12 protein-coding genes are annotated in these 15,014 nt (G+C 69.3%); 10 read left to right on the plus strand and 2 right to left on the minus strand.

Annotated elements, in window-relative coordinates:
- The first annotated feature begins 162 nt into the window (after positions 1 to 162).
- The 9 genes from C7474_RS12750 to C7474_RS12790 all read left to right on the plus strand — a co-directional run bounded on the left by C7474_RS12750 (position 163) and on the right by C7474_RS12790 (position 12,421).
- Positions 163 to 942, plus strand: a complete 780-nt coding sequence (locus tag C7474_RS12750) for a cohesin domain-containing protein (RefSeq protein ID WP_158597348.1) — start codon at positions 163 to 165, stop codon at positions 940 to 942.
- The gene (locus tag C7474_RS12755) at positions 939 to 2,786 is read left to right on the plus strand and encodes an amidase family protein (protein ID WP_121060433.1); all 1,848 of its coding nucleotides are present in this window, start codon (positions 939 to 941) and stop codon (positions 2,784 to 2,786) included. Before C7474_RS12750 ends, C7474_RS12755 begins: the two co-directional genes overlap by 4 nt.
- 98 nt (positions 2,787 to 2,884) lie before the next feature.
- Positions 2,885 to 3,109: a hypothetical protein gene (locus C7474_RS12760; RefSeq protein WP_121060435.1), complete on the plus strand. Its 225-nt coding sequence runs from the start codon at positions 2,885 to 2,887 to the stop codon at positions 3,107 to 3,109.
- A 147-nt stretch (positions 3,110 to 3,256) separates the two neighbouring features.
- Positions 3,257 to 4,597 carry an HNH endonuclease gene (locus tag C7474_RS12765; protein WP_121060436.1) on the plus strand — a complete coding sequence of 447 codons (1,341 nt, stop codon included), beginning with the start codon at positions 3,257 to 3,259 and terminating at the stop codon, positions 4,595 to 4,597.
- A gap of 449 nt (positions 4,598 to 5,046) precedes the next feature.
- Positions 5,047 to 6,345, plus strand: coding sequence for a glycosyltransferase (locus C7474_RS12770; protein WP_121060438.1), 1,299 nt, complete (start codon positions 5,047 to 5,049; stop codon positions 6,343 to 6,345).
- Positions 6,346 to 6,356: 11 nt separating this feature from the next.
- Positions 6,357 to 8,219: a right-handed parallel beta-helix repeat-containing protein gene (locus C7474_RS12775; protein ID WP_158597349.1), complete on the plus strand. Its 1,863-nt coding sequence runs from the start codon at positions 6,357 to 6,359 to the stop codon at positions 8,217 to 8,219.
- Positions 8,216 to 9,379, plus strand: a complete 1,164-nt coding sequence (locus C7474_RS12780; RefSeq protein ID WP_199692452.1) for a right-handed parallel beta-helix repeat-containing protein — start codon at positions 8,216 to 8,218, stop codon at positions 9,377 to 9,379. Before C7474_RS12775 ends, C7474_RS12780 begins: the two co-directional genes overlap by 4 nt.
- A gap of 96 nt (positions 9,380 to 9,475) precedes the next feature.
- Positions 9,476 to 10,894 (plus strand): UDP-glucose dehydrogenase family protein, encoded by a 1,419-nt coding sequence (locus C7474_RS12785; protein WP_277870605.1) that lies wholly within the window; start codon positions 9,476 to 9,478, stop codon positions 10,892 to 10,894.
- Between the two features lie 186 nt (positions 10,895 to 11,080).
- Entirely contained in the window at positions 11,081 to 12,421 is a 1,341-nt protein-coding gene (locus C7474_RS12790; protein WP_121060442.1) for a UDP-glucose dehydrogenase family protein, read from the plus strand.
- Here the strand turns inward: C7474_RS12790 and C7474_RS12795 are convergent.
- Positions 12,400 to 12,834 carry a VanZ family protein gene (locus C7474_RS12795; protein WP_121060444.1) on the minus strand — a complete coding sequence of 145 codons (435 nt, stop codon included), beginning with the start codon at positions 12,832 to 12,834 and terminating at the stop codon, positions 12,400 to 12,402. The two genes, C7474_RS12790 and C7474_RS12795, sit on opposite strands and share 22 nt — an antisense overlap.
- 65 nt (positions 12,835 to 12,899) lie before the next feature.
- A complete protein-coding gene (locus tag C7474_RS12800) occupies positions 12,900 to 13,262 on the minus strand; it encodes a response regulator transcription factor (protein WP_121060769.1) in 363 nt (120 codons plus the stop codon).
- A 77-nt stretch (positions 13,263 to 13,339) separates the two neighbouring features.
- Between C7474_RS12800 and C7474_RS12805 the strand changes: the two genes are divergently transcribed.
- A complete protein-coding gene (locus C7474_RS12805) occupies positions 13,340 to 15,010 on the plus strand; it encodes a sensor histidine kinase (RefSeq protein WP_158597350.1) in 1,671 nt (556 codons plus the stop codon).
- Positions 15,011 to 15,014 lie beyond the last annotated feature (4 nt).

The following is a 15,014-nucleotide window of genomic DNA, read 5'->3' on the forward strand; positions in this document are numbered from 1 at the left end:
GCTGTGCCGTTGACGCTGCCCGTTCATTACCGAGCAACATTCGGAAACGACCAAGAAATCTGCGGCTGAAAGAGTCCGGGTATCCCCCCGGACGCGCCGATGCGACTCACGCACCACGGCGCGTCGGCTGTCCATTCCCCACCCGAAAGGAATGGCATCCGCATGCCTGCACTCCGCACAGCGGCGAGCCCACGCCGGCTCGGCGGTCGATGGGCGGCCCTGGCCGCCGCGACCGTCGCGCTCTTCGGCGCCTCACTCGCCCTCGCCCCGGCCGCCGTCGCCGCCGGCGGCTCGATCGGCGCCGTCACCGTCTCGGCGCCCGCCACGGCCGACGAAGGCGACACCGTCACCGTCACCATCCCGGTCGACGCCAGCACCGACCTGTACGCCTACGACCTCGTCGTGACGTTCGACCCGGCCCTGCTCGACTTCGACGACGCCTCGGCCACCTTCCCGGCCGGCGGACACGACACCGTCACCGAGACCGCCGGCAGCGTGCAGCTCACCCACACGCGCCTCGGATCGTCGCCGGGACTCACGGGCGCGCAGACGCTCGCGACCTTCACGTTCACCGCCCTCGGCGGCGGCAGCGCGGCGATCCAGCTCGCCGGCGCCACGTTCGTCGACTCGACCGGCGGCACCATCGCCCTCCCCGCACCCGTCACCGCGACCGTGGCCGTCACCGCCGCGCCGACCGCGCCGACCCCGGGCGCGACCGGCACGCCGTCGCCCACCGCCACGGCCTCCCCCACCGCCACGCCGGCACCGTCAGGCAGCGGGCCCGCAGCATCCGACCCGCTCGTCGCGACCGGAGGCGACCCGACGGGCGTTCTCGTCGCCGGCTCCGTCGCCGCGGCACTGCTCGCCCTGGGCATCGTGCTCGTGATCCGTCGTCGCCGCGGTTTCAGAAGCAGCACCATCAGCCAGGAGGTCGTCCGATGAACCGCCCCGTCTTCACCCGCCGCCGCGTGCTCACCGGCACCGCGACCCTCGGCATCCTCGCCCTCTGCGTCACCGGCGCGCCCGCCGCATACGCAGAGCCGGTCGACGCACCCGTGTCGGCCGCGCTGCCGCCGTTCTACACGCAGCTCGACCTCACCGGCGACGGACTGGTCACCGCAGCCGACCTCGACGTGGCATCGGCGGCGCTCGGTACCACCTCGGCCGATGCCGCATGGGGCTCGGTCAAGCTGATCGACCTCGATGTCGACGGCGAGATCACCGTCGCCGATCTGGCCGCGCTGTCGCAGCGGATGGTCTACGACGACGGACCGTTCGACGTCGTCGAAGCCACGACGCTCGACATGCAGGCCGCCATGAACGCCGGGGTCACCACCTCGGTCGAGATCACGCAGAGCTACATCGACCGCATCGCCGCCTACGACCGCACCGTCGTCACCGGCGCCACGCGCGCACTCAACTCGATCATCACCGTCAGCGACGTCGCGCTGAAAGCGGCGGCGGATGCAGATGCCGAGCGCGCCGCGAACGGCATGACCAGCCTGCTGCTGGGCGTGCCGATCGCGCTGAAAGACAACTACGACACCGTCGACATGGTCACCACCGGCGGGTGCGGATGCTGGAACGACAACCAGACGTCGACCGACGCGTTCATGGTCGAAGGCCTGCGCGACGCCGGCGCCGTCATCCTCGCCAAGGCATCGCTCGACGAGTTCGCCTACGGGTTCGCGTCGGAGTTCTCGTCGTTCCAGCCGGTCGGGTCGACGCTGCTCGTCGCCTCGCCGTACGACACGTCGAAGACGGCCGGCGGGTCTTCCGGCGGCACGGGCGCGGCGATCGCCGCGAACCTCGCCGGCATCGGCTTCGGCACCGACACCGGTGGATCGATCCGTGTGCCCTCGTCGTACAACCAGTTGGTCGGCATCCGCCCCACCGTGGGTCTTGCCAGCCGTGACGGGATCATCCCGCTCGCTTTGTCGCAAGACACCGGCGGACCCATCGCGCGTTCGGTGATCGACGCGGCCGTCGCGCTCGACGCCGTCGTCGGCGTCGACCCCGCGGATGCCGTCACCTCCCGCCAGGCCGGACTCGTGCCGTCGTCGTACACGTCGGAGCTGTCGGACACCGCGCTGCAGGGCGCCCGCATCGGGTACATCCCGTCGATGATCGGCAACAACGCGGCGACGGTCGGGCTTTGGAATCAGGCGAAGGCGACGCTCGAGGCGCAGGGGGCGACCCTCGTCGAGCTGACCGCGCCCACCGGGTTCTCGGCAGTGCTGAACGAAGGGTCGGGCTCGACCAACGAGTTCAAGCACGACCTCGACCAGTACGTCGCGACCCACCTCTCACCCAAGGTGACGCAGCGGTCGATCCAGCAGATCCTCGACGGCGGCAACTACGTCACCTCGCGCCGCAGCGTGTACGTGCAGCGCAACGGCGTCACCGACAAGGTGTACCAGGACTGGGCCGGAGTCGAAGGCTCGCACACCAAGCAGCTCGCCGCCGGCAAGGTGCTCGTAACGAAGCTCATGGACGACAACGACCTCGACACGATCATCTACCCGTCGACGAACGCGTACGGAACCATCGGCACCAACATGCGCCTCAGCCCCAACACGGGCATGCCGGCCGTGACGCTGCCGATGGGCACCACGGGCGCCGGCCAGGGCGGATCGTCGGTCGGCGTCAACCTCGAATGGCTCGGACGCGACTTCGCCGAGGGCACGCTGCTCGGCCTCGCGTACGACTTCGAGCAGGCCACGCACTACCGCACCGCTCCGGTGCTGTACCCGGCGCTCGGCTCGGCGGTGACGCCGCTCGGCTGAGCTGTTCGGGCCCACTGCCGGCGGCCCCGGCATCCGATCGACGGATGCTGGGGCCGCTGGTTTGTGGCGGGGGGCGAGAGCTGGGCCAGAGTGGGGCCATGCTGATTCCGCTTCTGCTCTCGGTGGCGAGTCTCGCCATCGCCGTCGTCTCCCTGCGCGGAGCCTTTCGCGACACCGACACCATGGTCCGCGACGAGCCCGAGTTCATCGGGCTTGCCCAGGTCGTCGGAGCGCACAGCAGCCGCCGCACATGGAAGGCCGTCGGAGGGTTCGCGCTGGCGTGTGGACTCACCGTCGTCGTGGTGCTGATCGATCTGGGCTGAGGCTCGGGGACCTTCTCGCGACGGACTGAGCTGGGGTGCGGGCGGGCCGACATCCGCGCGTCGGATGCCGGCGGCACGGGTCGTCTGCCGCCCCTCTTGCTGTGGACAACTCGAGCCAGTGTCGGAGGTACGTTCTAAAGTCGAAGCATGAAGAACCTGCTGCTCGACCGAATCGCGGAGGCGCTGGACGCGCTCGACGCGGTGGTCGGCGAGCGCGCAGCCGAGGCGCTCACGCCCGGCGAGCTGGTGCAGGCGAACGCGGCGTTCGGCGCGTTGAAGCGACGGGTCGACGCGGCTTTCGCTCCACTGGCTGCGGAGATCGCCCGCCAGTCACGGGCGGAACTCGGAAAGGACTCGCTCGCGAAGAAGCAGGGCTTCCGCACGCCGGTGGCGCTGATCCAGACCACCACCGGTTCCAGCGTGGGTGAGGCGATGAAGCTCGTGCAGGTCGGCGAGGCCACCGCTCCGCGCATGTCGCTCACCGGCGAGACGCTGCCCGCCAAGCATCCCGCGGTCGCCGACGGGGTCGCCGCCGGCGACCTGGGCGTCACCGCGGCCGCGGCGATCGTCTCGCTGCTCGACCGGGTCGCGCCGCGCGTCGAGCCCGACCGGCTCGATGCCGCAGAGCGGGAGCTCGCGGCCATGGCACCCGGCCTGCGCGCCGATGAGCTGTCGCGCATGCTCGCGCGCGCCGAGGCGCACCTCGACCCCGACGGCGTCGAACCCCGGCATGAGCAAGCGCGCGCGGAGCGGTCTCTCACCTTTCAGGAGCGGGACGGCCGGTTCCACTTCCAGGGAGTGTGCGACCTCGAGTCCGCCGCCCCGATCCGCGCGGTGGTCGAGGGCATCGTCACGGGCGTGCTCCATCGCAACGAGCACGCCGACGATGCCGAGCGCGACCAGCGCAGCGTCAAGCAGATGCGGCTCGACGCCCTCGCCGAACTGTGCGCCCACGCGCTCGGATGCGACACGGTCGCGACCGGCGTCACCACGACCGTCGTCGTGCGCATGACGCTCGAGCAGCTCGAGAGCGGGGTGGGCGCGGCATCCGTCGACGGATTCGACGCCCCGATCCCCGCCGGAGCGGTGCGACGGATGGCCGCTGACGCACAGGTCATCCCGTGCGTACTCGGGGGAGGCAGCGAGATCCTCGACTGGGGTCGCGCGAAGCGCCTGTTCACCCCCGCCCAGAAGCTCGCCCTCGTCGAACGAGACGGCGGCTGCGCACGCTGCGGAGCCCCACCCGAACGCACCCAGGTGCACCACATCGACTGGTGGAAACGAGATCGGGGAAGAACCGACCTCGCCCGCGGCGCGCTGCTGTGCACTCCCTGTCACCACGCCGTCCACGACGACGGGTGGGAGATCCGGGTCGACGACCCCGGGGCCGGCACCCCGGCGAAGGTGTGGTTCATTCCACCGCAGTGGATCGACCCCACCCGCACGCCCCGCCTCGGCGGCAACGCCCGCTACGCCCTCACCGCCTGAACGCCCTCGCATTCGCCTTCGCCTTCGCCTTCGCCTTCACCCTCGCCTTCGCCTTCGCCTTCGCCTTCGAGCATTTGTTCGAATCACGAATGCCCGAACCCCCTGAGCGGCGTGGGCGAAAACTCTCGCAAGGGGCGCATTTCGCCGATGTTTCGACGGCCCTCCCAAAGTGAACATCTCGTGACGAAGGGCGCTGAGCGTTTGACCGACCGCATCCACGATGGGAGAGTCGACCACGCCTCCCGACGACGCTGGACCGCAACCCCGATTACGCGGATCCGAGACGTAAGGCCACCGACGACCTGGGATATGCGACGACCCTTACTTCTTGGTTTCGCGTTCGACGGTGGCTTGCATCTATCCGCTGCTCTGGGGACAGCGCACGACTTGGGGGAGTCGCCATGCTCCGTACTTCGACGTACCTTTTTTCCGGCATCCGACCGACGGACATGCCGAACTTTCCGACCATCTGGCAGTCGATCACCGACTTCTGGACCACCATCGCACCGTTCTTCCCGCTGGCCGTCGCCGGCACCATCGTCTGGGCACTGTGGCTGTACCGCGTGATCCTCTCGGCACGCACACCCGCGATCGAGAGCGACTTCCGCACGACGACCTCGGTCATCGTGCCGTCGTTCCATGAAGATCCCGACATCCTCATGCGCTGTCTCACCACGTGGCGCGCGCAGGATCCGACCGAGATCATCATCGTCCTCGACGTCGCGGACCTCGAGGCGTACGACCGCATCGTCGCCCTGAACGACCCCATCATCACGCCCGTACTGTTCGAACACGCCGGCAAGCGCTCGGCACTCGGATGCGGCATCCGGCTGGCGAAGGGCGAGATCCTCGTGCTCGTCGACAGCGACACCTCGTGGACCCACGGGCTGCTGGCCAACGTGCAGAAGCCGTTCATCGACCCCATGGTCGGCGGGGTGTCGACGCAGCAGAACGTGTACCAGCGGGGCACGAGCATCTGGCGCCGCGTCGCCGACTGGCTCGTCGACCTGCGCTACTACAACTACGTGCCCGCGATGGGCCGATACGGAGCCGTCGCCTGCATCTCGGGACGCACCGCCGTCTACCGTCGCGACGCCGTGCTGCCCGTGCTCGAAAACCTCGAGAACGAGTACTTCCTCGGCCGGCGCTGCATCGCCGGCGACGACGGCCGCCTCACGTGGCTCGTGTTGGCCTCCGGCTACAAGACCGTGCACCAGCGTTCCGCGAAGGCGCTGTCGATGTTCCCGTCCAGCTTCCGCGCCTTCGTGAAGCAGCGCATCCGCTGGAGCCGCAACTCCTACCGCACCTACCTCACCGCGATCGCCAAGGGCTGGCTGTGGCGCACCCCGTTCGTCACCAAGATCACCGTGCTGCAGATCCTGCTCACTCCGGTCACCATGGGCCTGACGGTCTTCTACGTCGCCTTCAGCCGGCTCGAGATCTCGACCATCGGAATCTGGGCGGTCGTCGCCTGGGTGCTGCTCACCCGCGGGATCCGCGGCATCTCCCACCTGCGCCGGCGCCCGCTCGACATCTTCCTGCTGCCCATCGTCGCGCTGACGGTCGTGTTCATCGCCCTGCCCATCAAGCTCTACGCATTCGTCACCATGAACAAGCAGGGATGGCTCACCCGCCACGCCGACCAGATCGGCGGCGACGGCCAGACCGCGAAGACCCTCGTGGCGGAACTGCCGGTGCCCGAGAAGCAGGTCGAGCCGTTCGACGAGCGCGGGGCGGTGGCAGCGTGAATCGCTCCCTCGTGACCACCGCTGCCATCGTGGGCCTGCTCGCCGCTCTCGTCCTTCCGACCGGGGCGTGGGCGGAAGACCTCGAAGGAACCACCTACGACGAGACCGAAGTCGTCTCCGGCGACGCATACCCGGGCGACCCCGACGTCGAAGCCATGCTCGTCTCATCCGAGGAGCGCCGCCTCATCGACGTGCGCGCCATCGCCAACGCCGCGGGATGGACCAACATCAACCAAGGCCGCCCCTACCGCCTCGTCACCGGAAACACCTACACGCTGGTGCTCATCCCCCGCGAGTCGCCGTACACCCTCGCCGACCTGCTGCAATACGCGCCGAGCACCTTCGTGCGCCAGCCCGACGGCAGCTACCTGCTCAGCGAGAACATCGTCGTCGAACAGGGCGCCACCCTGAAGCTCGAAGACGAAGAGGGCCTCGTGCTCCACCTGGCCAGCACACCCGACGCGTTCGTCTCCATCGTCACGATCGGAGGGTCGATCGAACTGGCGGGCACCGCCGAGAAGCCGATCGAGGTCGCCGCGTGGGACCCGGTGTCGCAGACCGCCGACACCGACACCACCGACGGCCGCGCCTACCTCCGCGTCACCGGCGGCGTCGCCCGCTTCTCCCACGTCGACTTCCACGACCTCGGATTCTGGTCGGGCGCCACCGGCGGTGTCGCGCTCACCGGCAACGCCGCACCCGACACCCTCAAGGAATACGACGACCTCAACCGTGTCGGCCGCGACACCGAAGACGCCGGCACGACCACCGTGTACGGCACCGAGATCTTCCCCGCCGACGGGGCCGAGCTGCTCACCACCGAGCCCGACCTCGGCGCGTACAGCTACGTCGCCGCCGACATCGACGACATCTCCGTACGCGACAACGCCTTCGGACTGTTCATCACCAGCGCGCAGGGCGTCGACATCCGCAATTCGAGCTTCGAGCACAACCTGGTCGACGGTCTCGTGCTGCACCGCGACGTGACCAACACCGTCGTGCACAACACCACCGTCTCGCACAACGCCGTCGACGGCGTCGCCGTCACCCGCGCGGCCACCGGAGTCGTGCTGTCACGGCTCACCGTCGAGCAGAACGGCCGCAACGGCATCACCATCGAGGGCGGCCCCCTCGCCGACGGCCCGAGCGCGATGGGCACCTCCGTCGGCGACTACGGCAACAACGAGGTCGAGGACTCCATGGTCAGCGGCAACGGCCGCTACGGCATCGAGATCCTCGGCGGCGAGCACCTCACCGTCGACGCCAACACCGTCGACGGGCACGATATGGGCATCGTCGTCGCGGATGCCGTCTCCGACGTCACGATCACCGACAACCTCGTGCAGCACTCCAGCGAGCACGCCATCGCACTCCGCGGCGGGGTGACCGGGGCGACGGTGCAGGGCAACGACATCGACGGCGGCGAAGTCGGCATCTACTTGCGCGACGCCTCCGGCAGCGTCGATCGGAACACGATCATCGGCGTCTCCAACCACGCCGTGACACTGATCGCCGCCACCGGTGCCACACAGATCACCAACAACGACGTCTCCGGTCGTGGTCCCAGCGCGATCGACATCGCGCGCGCCGGCTCCATCGACCCCACCACTCGAGCCAACGACGTCGACGCCTGGGTGTCGACCAAACCGCTCGACGTGATCCTGCGGAGCATCTTCCAGCCGCTCACCGTGCTGTGGCTGATCCTCGGCGCGCTCGTCGTGTTCAGCGCCATCAGCGGCGTGCGAGCGCGGCGCAAGAACGCCGGTATCCGGCATCCGTACGCTTCGCACACTCCGCTGTCTCAACTCACCTCCGGCATCGCCGACCCGACCGCCTTCGGACGACCGCCGGCCCACGAGGGGAACTCCCGATGACCCACCCCACCCCGCCCCCGCTGCCCACCCCGCCGAGCCGATCGCTGTTCGCCGCGCTCACCTCCCGGCCGTGGCTCCTGGCCGCCGTCGCGTTCGTCGCCGGCGCGCTCGTGACCTCGCTCATGTGGGGCATCGGAGCACTCGCCGCGGGACCGGCGCCCACCGTCGCCGCGCCGACGTCCGCACCCGGTCGCACCGCGAGCGTGCAGCCCACACCGACTTCGACGGGAAGCATGCCCTCCGCGCAGCTGCCGTCGTCTCAGGCCGCGTCGGCCGAGTGCCCCACCCCCACCGTTTCCGTGGCTTCGGCCGACGCGCTCTCCACCGCCCTCGCCCAAGCCCAGCCCGGAGACGTGATCTCGCTGGCACCGGGCACGTACGTGGGGAAGTTCGTCGCGACCGCCTCGGGCACCGCGGACGATCCGATCACCCTGTGCGGTCCGCAGGACGCCGTGCTCGACGGCGACGGTGTGAAGGGCGGGTATGTCTTCCACCTCGACGGCGCGCAGCACTGGCATCTGCTCGGCTTCACCGTCACCAACGGGCAGAAGGGCGTGATGGCCGACGGCACCACCGGGACCACGATCGAAGGTCTCACCGTCTTCCACATCGGGGATGAGGCCATCCACCTGCGCAAGCACTCCACCGACAACCGCGTCGTCGGCAACGACATCAGCGAGACAGGCCTGCGCCGCGACAAGTTCGGCGAAGGCGTCTACATCGGCACCGCCGACAGCAACTGGTGCAACATCACCGACTGCAAACCCGACGAGTCCAACGGCAACATCATCGAAGGCAACTACATCCACGGGACGAGCTCGGAAGCCGTCGACATCAAAGAGGGCACGCGCGACGGCATCCTGCGCGGCAACACCTTCGACGGTTCGTCGATCGTCGGCGCCGACAGCTGGGTCGACGTCAAGGGGAACAACTGGCTCATCGAGGGGAACACCGGCACGAACTCGCCCCTCGACGGGTTCCAGACCCATGAGATCGGCAACGAAGGCTACGGCAGCAACAATACGTTCCGAGGCAACAAGGCCACCGTCAACGGACCAGGCTTCGGCTTCTCGTTCACACCCGTCAACGACAACGTCGTCACGTGCGACAACGTCGTCGAAAGCGCAGCGGAGGGGTACGCCAATGTCGACTGCTCCTGACCGCTCCCCGATGTCCTCGCGTGCCACTGGGGTGCACGCGCAGGACCGCCGTCCCGATCGGCGTCATGCAACCCGACGACATGACTGGAGGAAGTCGTGAACCTGCATCGCCTCGAGCCCGCTCAGAACGTCTTGAGCGGAACGCTCCCCCGTATCACCGTCATCGGCACCGGATACCTCGGTGCCACGCACGCCATCTGCATGGCCGTGCTCGGCTACGACGTGCTCGGCGTCGACGTCGATCCCGCCAAGGTCGCGCAGCTCACCAGGGGAGAGGTGCCGTTCTACGAGCCCGGCCTGCCCGAGAAGCTCCGCGAAGCGCTCGACTACGGTCGCATCCGCTTCACGACCGACTTCGACGAGGCCGCAGCCTTCGGCGACGTGCACTTCATCTGCGTCGGCACGCCGCAGCAGAAGGGATCGCACGCCGCAGACCTGCGCTACGTCGAGTCGGCGTTCACCGAGCTCGCGCGGCGCATCGATCGCAAGGCGCTCCTCGTCGGCAAGTCGACCGTGCCCATCGGCACGGCCGCCCGCCTCACCTCGCTGGTGCAGTCGGTCTCGCCCGCCGGCGACGCACTCGAAGTCGCCTGGAACCCCGAGTTCCTGCGCGAAGGATTCGCCGTCGAAGACACGCTGCAGCCCGACCGGCTCGTCTTCGGGGTGGCATCCGACTACGCCGAACGGATGCTGCGGGACGCATTCGCGCCGATCCTGGCGGTGGGGACTCCGCTCGTGGTCGCCGACACCGCCACCGCCGAGCTCGTCAAGGTGGCGGCGAACTCCTTCCTCGCGACGAAGATCTCCTACATCAACGCGATGGCCGAGGTCTGCGAGGCGACGGGTGCCGACGTGAATCTGCTGGCGAAGGCGCTGTCGTTCGACGACCGCATCGGCGGGCGGTTCCTCAAGCCGGGGCTCGGCTTCGGCGGCGGATGCCTGCCGAAGGACATCCGCGCCTTCCGCCACCGTGCCGAGGAGCTGGGTGTCGGCGCTGCGGTGAAGTTCCTCGACGAGGTCGACCAGATCAACCTGCGCCGCCGCTCCCGCACCGTCGACCTGGTCCGTGAGCTCGCCGGCGGATCGCTGGTCGGTGTGCGCGTGGCCGCGCTGGGCGCCGCGTTCAAGCCGAACTCCGACGACGTGCGCGACGCGCCGGCGCTGGACGTGGCGCGCCAGCTCTACCTCGAAGGCGCCCTCGTGTCGGTGTTCGACCCGGAGGCGAACATCAATGCGCACAAGGTGTACCCCGATCTGGAGTACGCCGAGAATCTCGGCAAGTGCGTCCGCGGCGCCGACGTCACGGTGCTGCTGACCGAGTGGGATCAGTTTCGGCGGGCCGACCCGACGCTGCTCGGCGAGATCGTCGCGCAGAAGAAGATCGTCGACGGGCGCCACGCCCTCGACGCGTCGGCGTACCGGCGGGCGGGTTGGGAGTACCGGGCGCTCGGACGGCCCGTCGTCGCCGAGACGTTCGAGCTCGGCACCCACGAGAAGGACAGCGTCGCCGCCTGACGACTCCCGTGATCGCGGGCGCCGCTCGGCGCACCGCGCGGGTGGTCGTGCGGTCAGACGCGCGCGCGTTCTGACGGGGTCGATGGAATCGGGCCGGACACTCTCTCAGAACACACTGCTCCGCCGGAGTGGAGGTATCGGGCCTCCGCTCCGGCGGAGTTCTCTGCGCGCATTAGGCTCGTGCTCATGCGTATGTCTGTGATCGGCTGTGGCTATCTCGGGGCCGTGCATGCCGCGGCCATGGCATCTATCGGCCACGAAGTCGTCGGCATCGACGTCGACGCGCGCAAGATCGACGCGCTGTCGAAGGGCGAGGCGCCGTTCTTCGAGCCCGGGCTGCCCGAGATCCTCCGCGACGGTGTCGCGTCCGGCCGGCTCAGCTTCACCACCGACATGGCCGCCGCGCACGGCGCGAAGGTGCACTTCATCGGCGTCGGCACCCCGCAGCGCGCCGACGGGTACGCCGCCGACCTCACCTACGTCAACGCCGCCGTCGACGCCCTCCTCCCCCACCTCTCCGCCGGCGACATCGTCGCGGGCAAGTCGACCGTCCCGGTCGGCACCGCCGCCGAACTCGCCGAACGCGTCGAGGCCACGGGCGCCACGCTCGTGTGGAACCCCGAGTTCCTCCGCGAAGGCTGGGCCGTGCAAGACACCATCGACCCCGACCGCCTCGTCGTCGGGGTCCCGGGGGGTTCGGACGTTTCGACTCACTCCGCTCGCTCAACGACCGGGGAGACCGCGGCCGACGTGCTGCGCGAGGTCTACCACCCGGCCGTGGCCAAGGGGACACCGTTCATCGTCACCGACCTCGCCACCGCCGAACTCGTCAAAGTCGCCGCCAACGCGTTCCTCGCCACCAAGATCAGCTTCATCAACGCGATGGCCGAAATCGCCGAAGTCACCGGCGCCGACGTCACCCAGCTCGCCGACGCCATCGGCCACGACGCCCGCATCGGCCGCCGCTTCCTCGGCGCCGGCATCGGCTTCGGCGGCGGATGCCTCCCCAAAGACATCCGCGCCTTCTCCGCCCGCGCCGAAGAACTCGGCCGCGGCGAATCCGTCGCGTTCCTGCGCGAAGTCGACGAGATCAACCTCCGCCGCCGCGACCGCGCCGTCCAACTCGTCGTCGACGGCCTCGGCGGAACCGTCTTCGAGAAGAAGATCGCCGTCCTCGGCGCCGCCTTCAAACCCCACTCCGACGACATCCGCGACTCCCCCGCCCTCGACGTCGCCGTCCGCCTCCACGGCCTCGGCGCCCGCGTCGTCGTCACCGACCCCGAAGCCATCGACAACGCCCGCGCGAAGCATCCGCAGCTCACCTACGAGACCTCACGCGACGAGACCATCCGAGACGCGGATGCCGTCATCCTCGTCACCGAATGGGACGAATACCGCCGCGAACTGCCCCCCGAGCACGCGTCCACCCTCACCCGCGGCCGCGTCGTCGTCGACGGACGCAACGGCCTCGACGCCGCCGCCTGGCGCGCCGCCGGCTGGACCTACTACGGCATGGGACGGCCGTAAGCCGACCGCGCTGAGAACGGGGCGTTCTTGACGACGATCACGACCAGCACGCCGATCGCCGTCCCGGTGGTGTTCGCGACGACATCGAGCAGGCTCGGCGTGCGTTCGGCGAGCAGCAGCCCCTGCAGGCCCTCGACCAGCAGGGACACGGCCATCCCGACCGGGATCGCCAGGAGCGCACGTCGAAGCATCAGCGCCACGAGCACCCCGAACGGCACGAACAGGGCGATGTTCGCCAGGAACTCGATCCGCCCGTAGGTCAGCACAGGCAGCATCCGCGTGATCCAGGCCAGCAGCGGCCCTGCATCGCGGTCGACCGGCGATGGCCAGAACGCGATCGGGGCGAGCACGGCGACGTAGACGAGCAACCACGTCACCGGCGCGCGCAGGGCACGGCGGACGGGTGTGGGCATCGCGGGCCTCCTCTCGGACGAGACGACGCCGCGACGGTGCGGGTTGCTACGACGGTACTCCGCCGTCAGGCGACGAGCTCTTCGATGCGGGCGCGCAGAGCCCGCGGGGAGAACGGCTTCGTCAGGTACTCGTCGGCGCCGGCGGCGTAGGCGCGTTCGACATCCGCCTCGGTCGCACGCGCGGTCAGCATCACGATCTTCGTCGTCGAGAAGCCCTCATCGGCGCGCAGCTCGGTGCACACGTCGAGGCCGCTCTTGACCGGCATCATCCAGTCGAGGATCACGAGATGATGGTGGCTCGCGCGAGCCGCGACCAGGCCCGCGCCCCCGTCGGAGGCGACGTCGACGTGATGGCCGGATGCCGACAGCACATGCTCGAGCAGACGCGCGACGTCGACATCGTCATCGACGACAAGGATGTCTGCCACGGCGCCTCCACCGACACAAAGAGTTGATCAACCGTACCCTGCGCGCAGCACCATCCGCGACGGGATACATTCCTCTCATGCCACAGGTCGCCGCGCGGCTCACCGCCGCCCCGACGGCGCGTCGCGACCTGCCCTGGTGGGGGTGGCTCGCCGCCGGCCTTGCCGCCTATGCCCTGGCGGTCCTGACCCTCCGCATCACCGCGAGCGGAGCCGTGATCGCCCCGTGGTGGCCGGCCGCGGGCCTCACCACGATCCTGCTGCTGATGGCACCGAAGCGGCAGCTGTGGGCGCCGATCGTCCTCACCCTGATCGTCACGCTGGCAGCCAACCTCACCATCGGCCGCCCCCCGCTGCTGGCCGCGCTGTACTGCATCGCGAACACCGTCGAGATGGTCGTCCTGGCCGGCATCCTCGGTCTGCATCGACGCCCCTTCACCCTCGATACGATGCGCGCGGCCGTGCGCTTCATCATGGCGACGCTCGTCGCCGCCATCGTGCTCGGGTCCTTGGTCGGATCCGCCGCGTGGATGCTCACCGGCGTCAGCTTCCTGACGACCAGCTCCACCGCGGCCGCCTCCCACATCGCGGCGGTCCTGCTCATCGGGCCCTTCGGCGCGCTGCCTCCCGCCGCCGCGGCGCGCTCGCGCGTTCCGCTCTGGGAAGCCCTTCTCCAAGCAGCGCTGCTCGCCGCCGCCGTGGCCGCGGCCTTCCGCCCCGGTGCCGACCTGCCGCTGAGCTTCGTCGTCTTCTCCTTCCTCGGCTGGGGACTGCTGCGCCAGCGCGTGGTGATCGCCTACGCACAGACCCTGGTGACCGCGATCGCGGTCCTGCTCCTGACCCGCTTCGATCCCACATCCTTCGGAAGCCAGGCGCTTCCGAAACCGGATGTCGTGCTCACCACGGTGGTATTCCTGTGCACGCTCGGCATCTTCACCGTGCTTATGGTGACGGCCCGCTATGAGATCGAGCGCGCGCATGCCATCTCGTTGCGCACCACGCAGGACCTGCTGGACACCGAGCGGGAACGCACCGAAGTACTGCGGCTCAAGCTCGAGCTCGAACGCCAGCGCGAGGACTTCGTCGCCACCACCAGCCACGAGCTGCGCACCCCCATCACGAGCATCGCCGGCTACACCGAACTGCTGAGCGAGTCCCCGCACCTCGACCCGCGCGAACGCGACTGGGTCGATGTGATCGACCGCAACACCGCGCGCCTCACCGAGCTCGTCGAAGACCTGCTCGCGCTGGGGCGCGCATCCTCACCCGTGCCGTCACGCGCGGTGCAGCCGGTGCCCGCCCGCGAACTCGTCGACGACACGATCGCCACCCACCGCCCCTCAGCAGACGCCAAGGCGATCACCGTGACGGCATCCGTCGACGACACGGTGCTGCACGGCAGCCCGTCCGACATCCGTCGCGCCCTCACGAACCTCGTCACGAACGCGATCAAGTTCACCCCCGCATCCGGCGTGATCGAGATCAGCGTCGTGCGCCGAGACGACACGGCGACCGTCACCGTGACCGACACCGGCCCCGGGATGTCGGCCGACACGTTCGCGCACGCCTTCGAGCGTTTCTACCGCGGGGCCGACGCCGAACAGCTCAGCACCCCGGGAACGGGACTCGGGCTGTCCATCGTGCGCGAGCTCATCGAGCGCAACGGCGGACGCGTGTGGCTCGAGCACCCCGACGGGGGTGGTCTGCGCGCGGGCTTCGCCCTGCCCGCGACGGCGGGCACGGCATCCTGAATCC

Origin of the sequence: Microbacterium telephonicum, from assembly GCF_003651225.1 — a bacterium.
In the GTDB taxonomy this organism is placed as follows: Bacteria; Actinomycetota; Actinomycetes; order Actinomycetales; family Microbacteriaceae; genus Microbacterium; species Microbacterium telephonicum.

What these genes read in the sequence shown, in the direction of transcription:
- C7474_RS12750 (WP_158597348.1), top strand. Translation starts at nt 163, where the DNA reads ATGCCTGCACTCCGCACAGCGGCGAGCCCACGCCGGCTCGGCGGTCGA.
- C7474_RS12755 (WP_121060433.1), top strand. Translation starts at nt 939, where the DNA reads ATGAACCGCCCCGTCTTCACCCGCCGCCGCGTGCTCACCGGCACCGCG.
- C7474_RS12760 (WP_121060435.1), top strand. Translation starts at nt 2,885, where the DNA reads ATGCTGATTCCGCTTCTGCTCTCGGTGGCGAGTCTCGCCATCGCCGTC.
- C7474_RS12765 (WP_121060436.1), top strand. Translation starts at nt 3,257, where the DNA reads ATGAAGAACCTGCTGCTCGACCGAATCGCGGAGGCGCTGGACGCGCTC.
- C7474_RS12770 (WP_121060438.1), top strand. Translation starts at nt 5,047, where the DNA reads ATGCCGAACTTTCCGACCATCTGGCAGTCGATCACCGACTTCTGGACC.
- C7474_RS12780 (WP_199692452.1), top strand. Translation starts at nt 8,216, where the DNA reads ATGACCCACCCCACCCCGCCCCCGCTGCCCACCCCGCCGAGCCGATCG.
- C7474_RS12790 (WP_121060442.1), top strand. Translation starts at nt 11,081, where the DNA reads ATGCGTATGTCTGTGATCGGCTGTGGCTATCTCGGGGCCGTGCATGCC.
- C7474_RS12795 (WP_121060444.1), bottom strand. Translation starts at nt 12,834, where the DNA reads ATGCCCACACCCGTCCGCCGTGCCCTGCGCGCGCCGGTGACGTGGTTG.
- C7474_RS12805 (WP_158597350.1), top strand. Translation starts at nt 13,340, where the DNA reads ATGCCACAGGTCGCCGCGCGGCTCACCGCCGCCCCGACGGCGCGTCGC.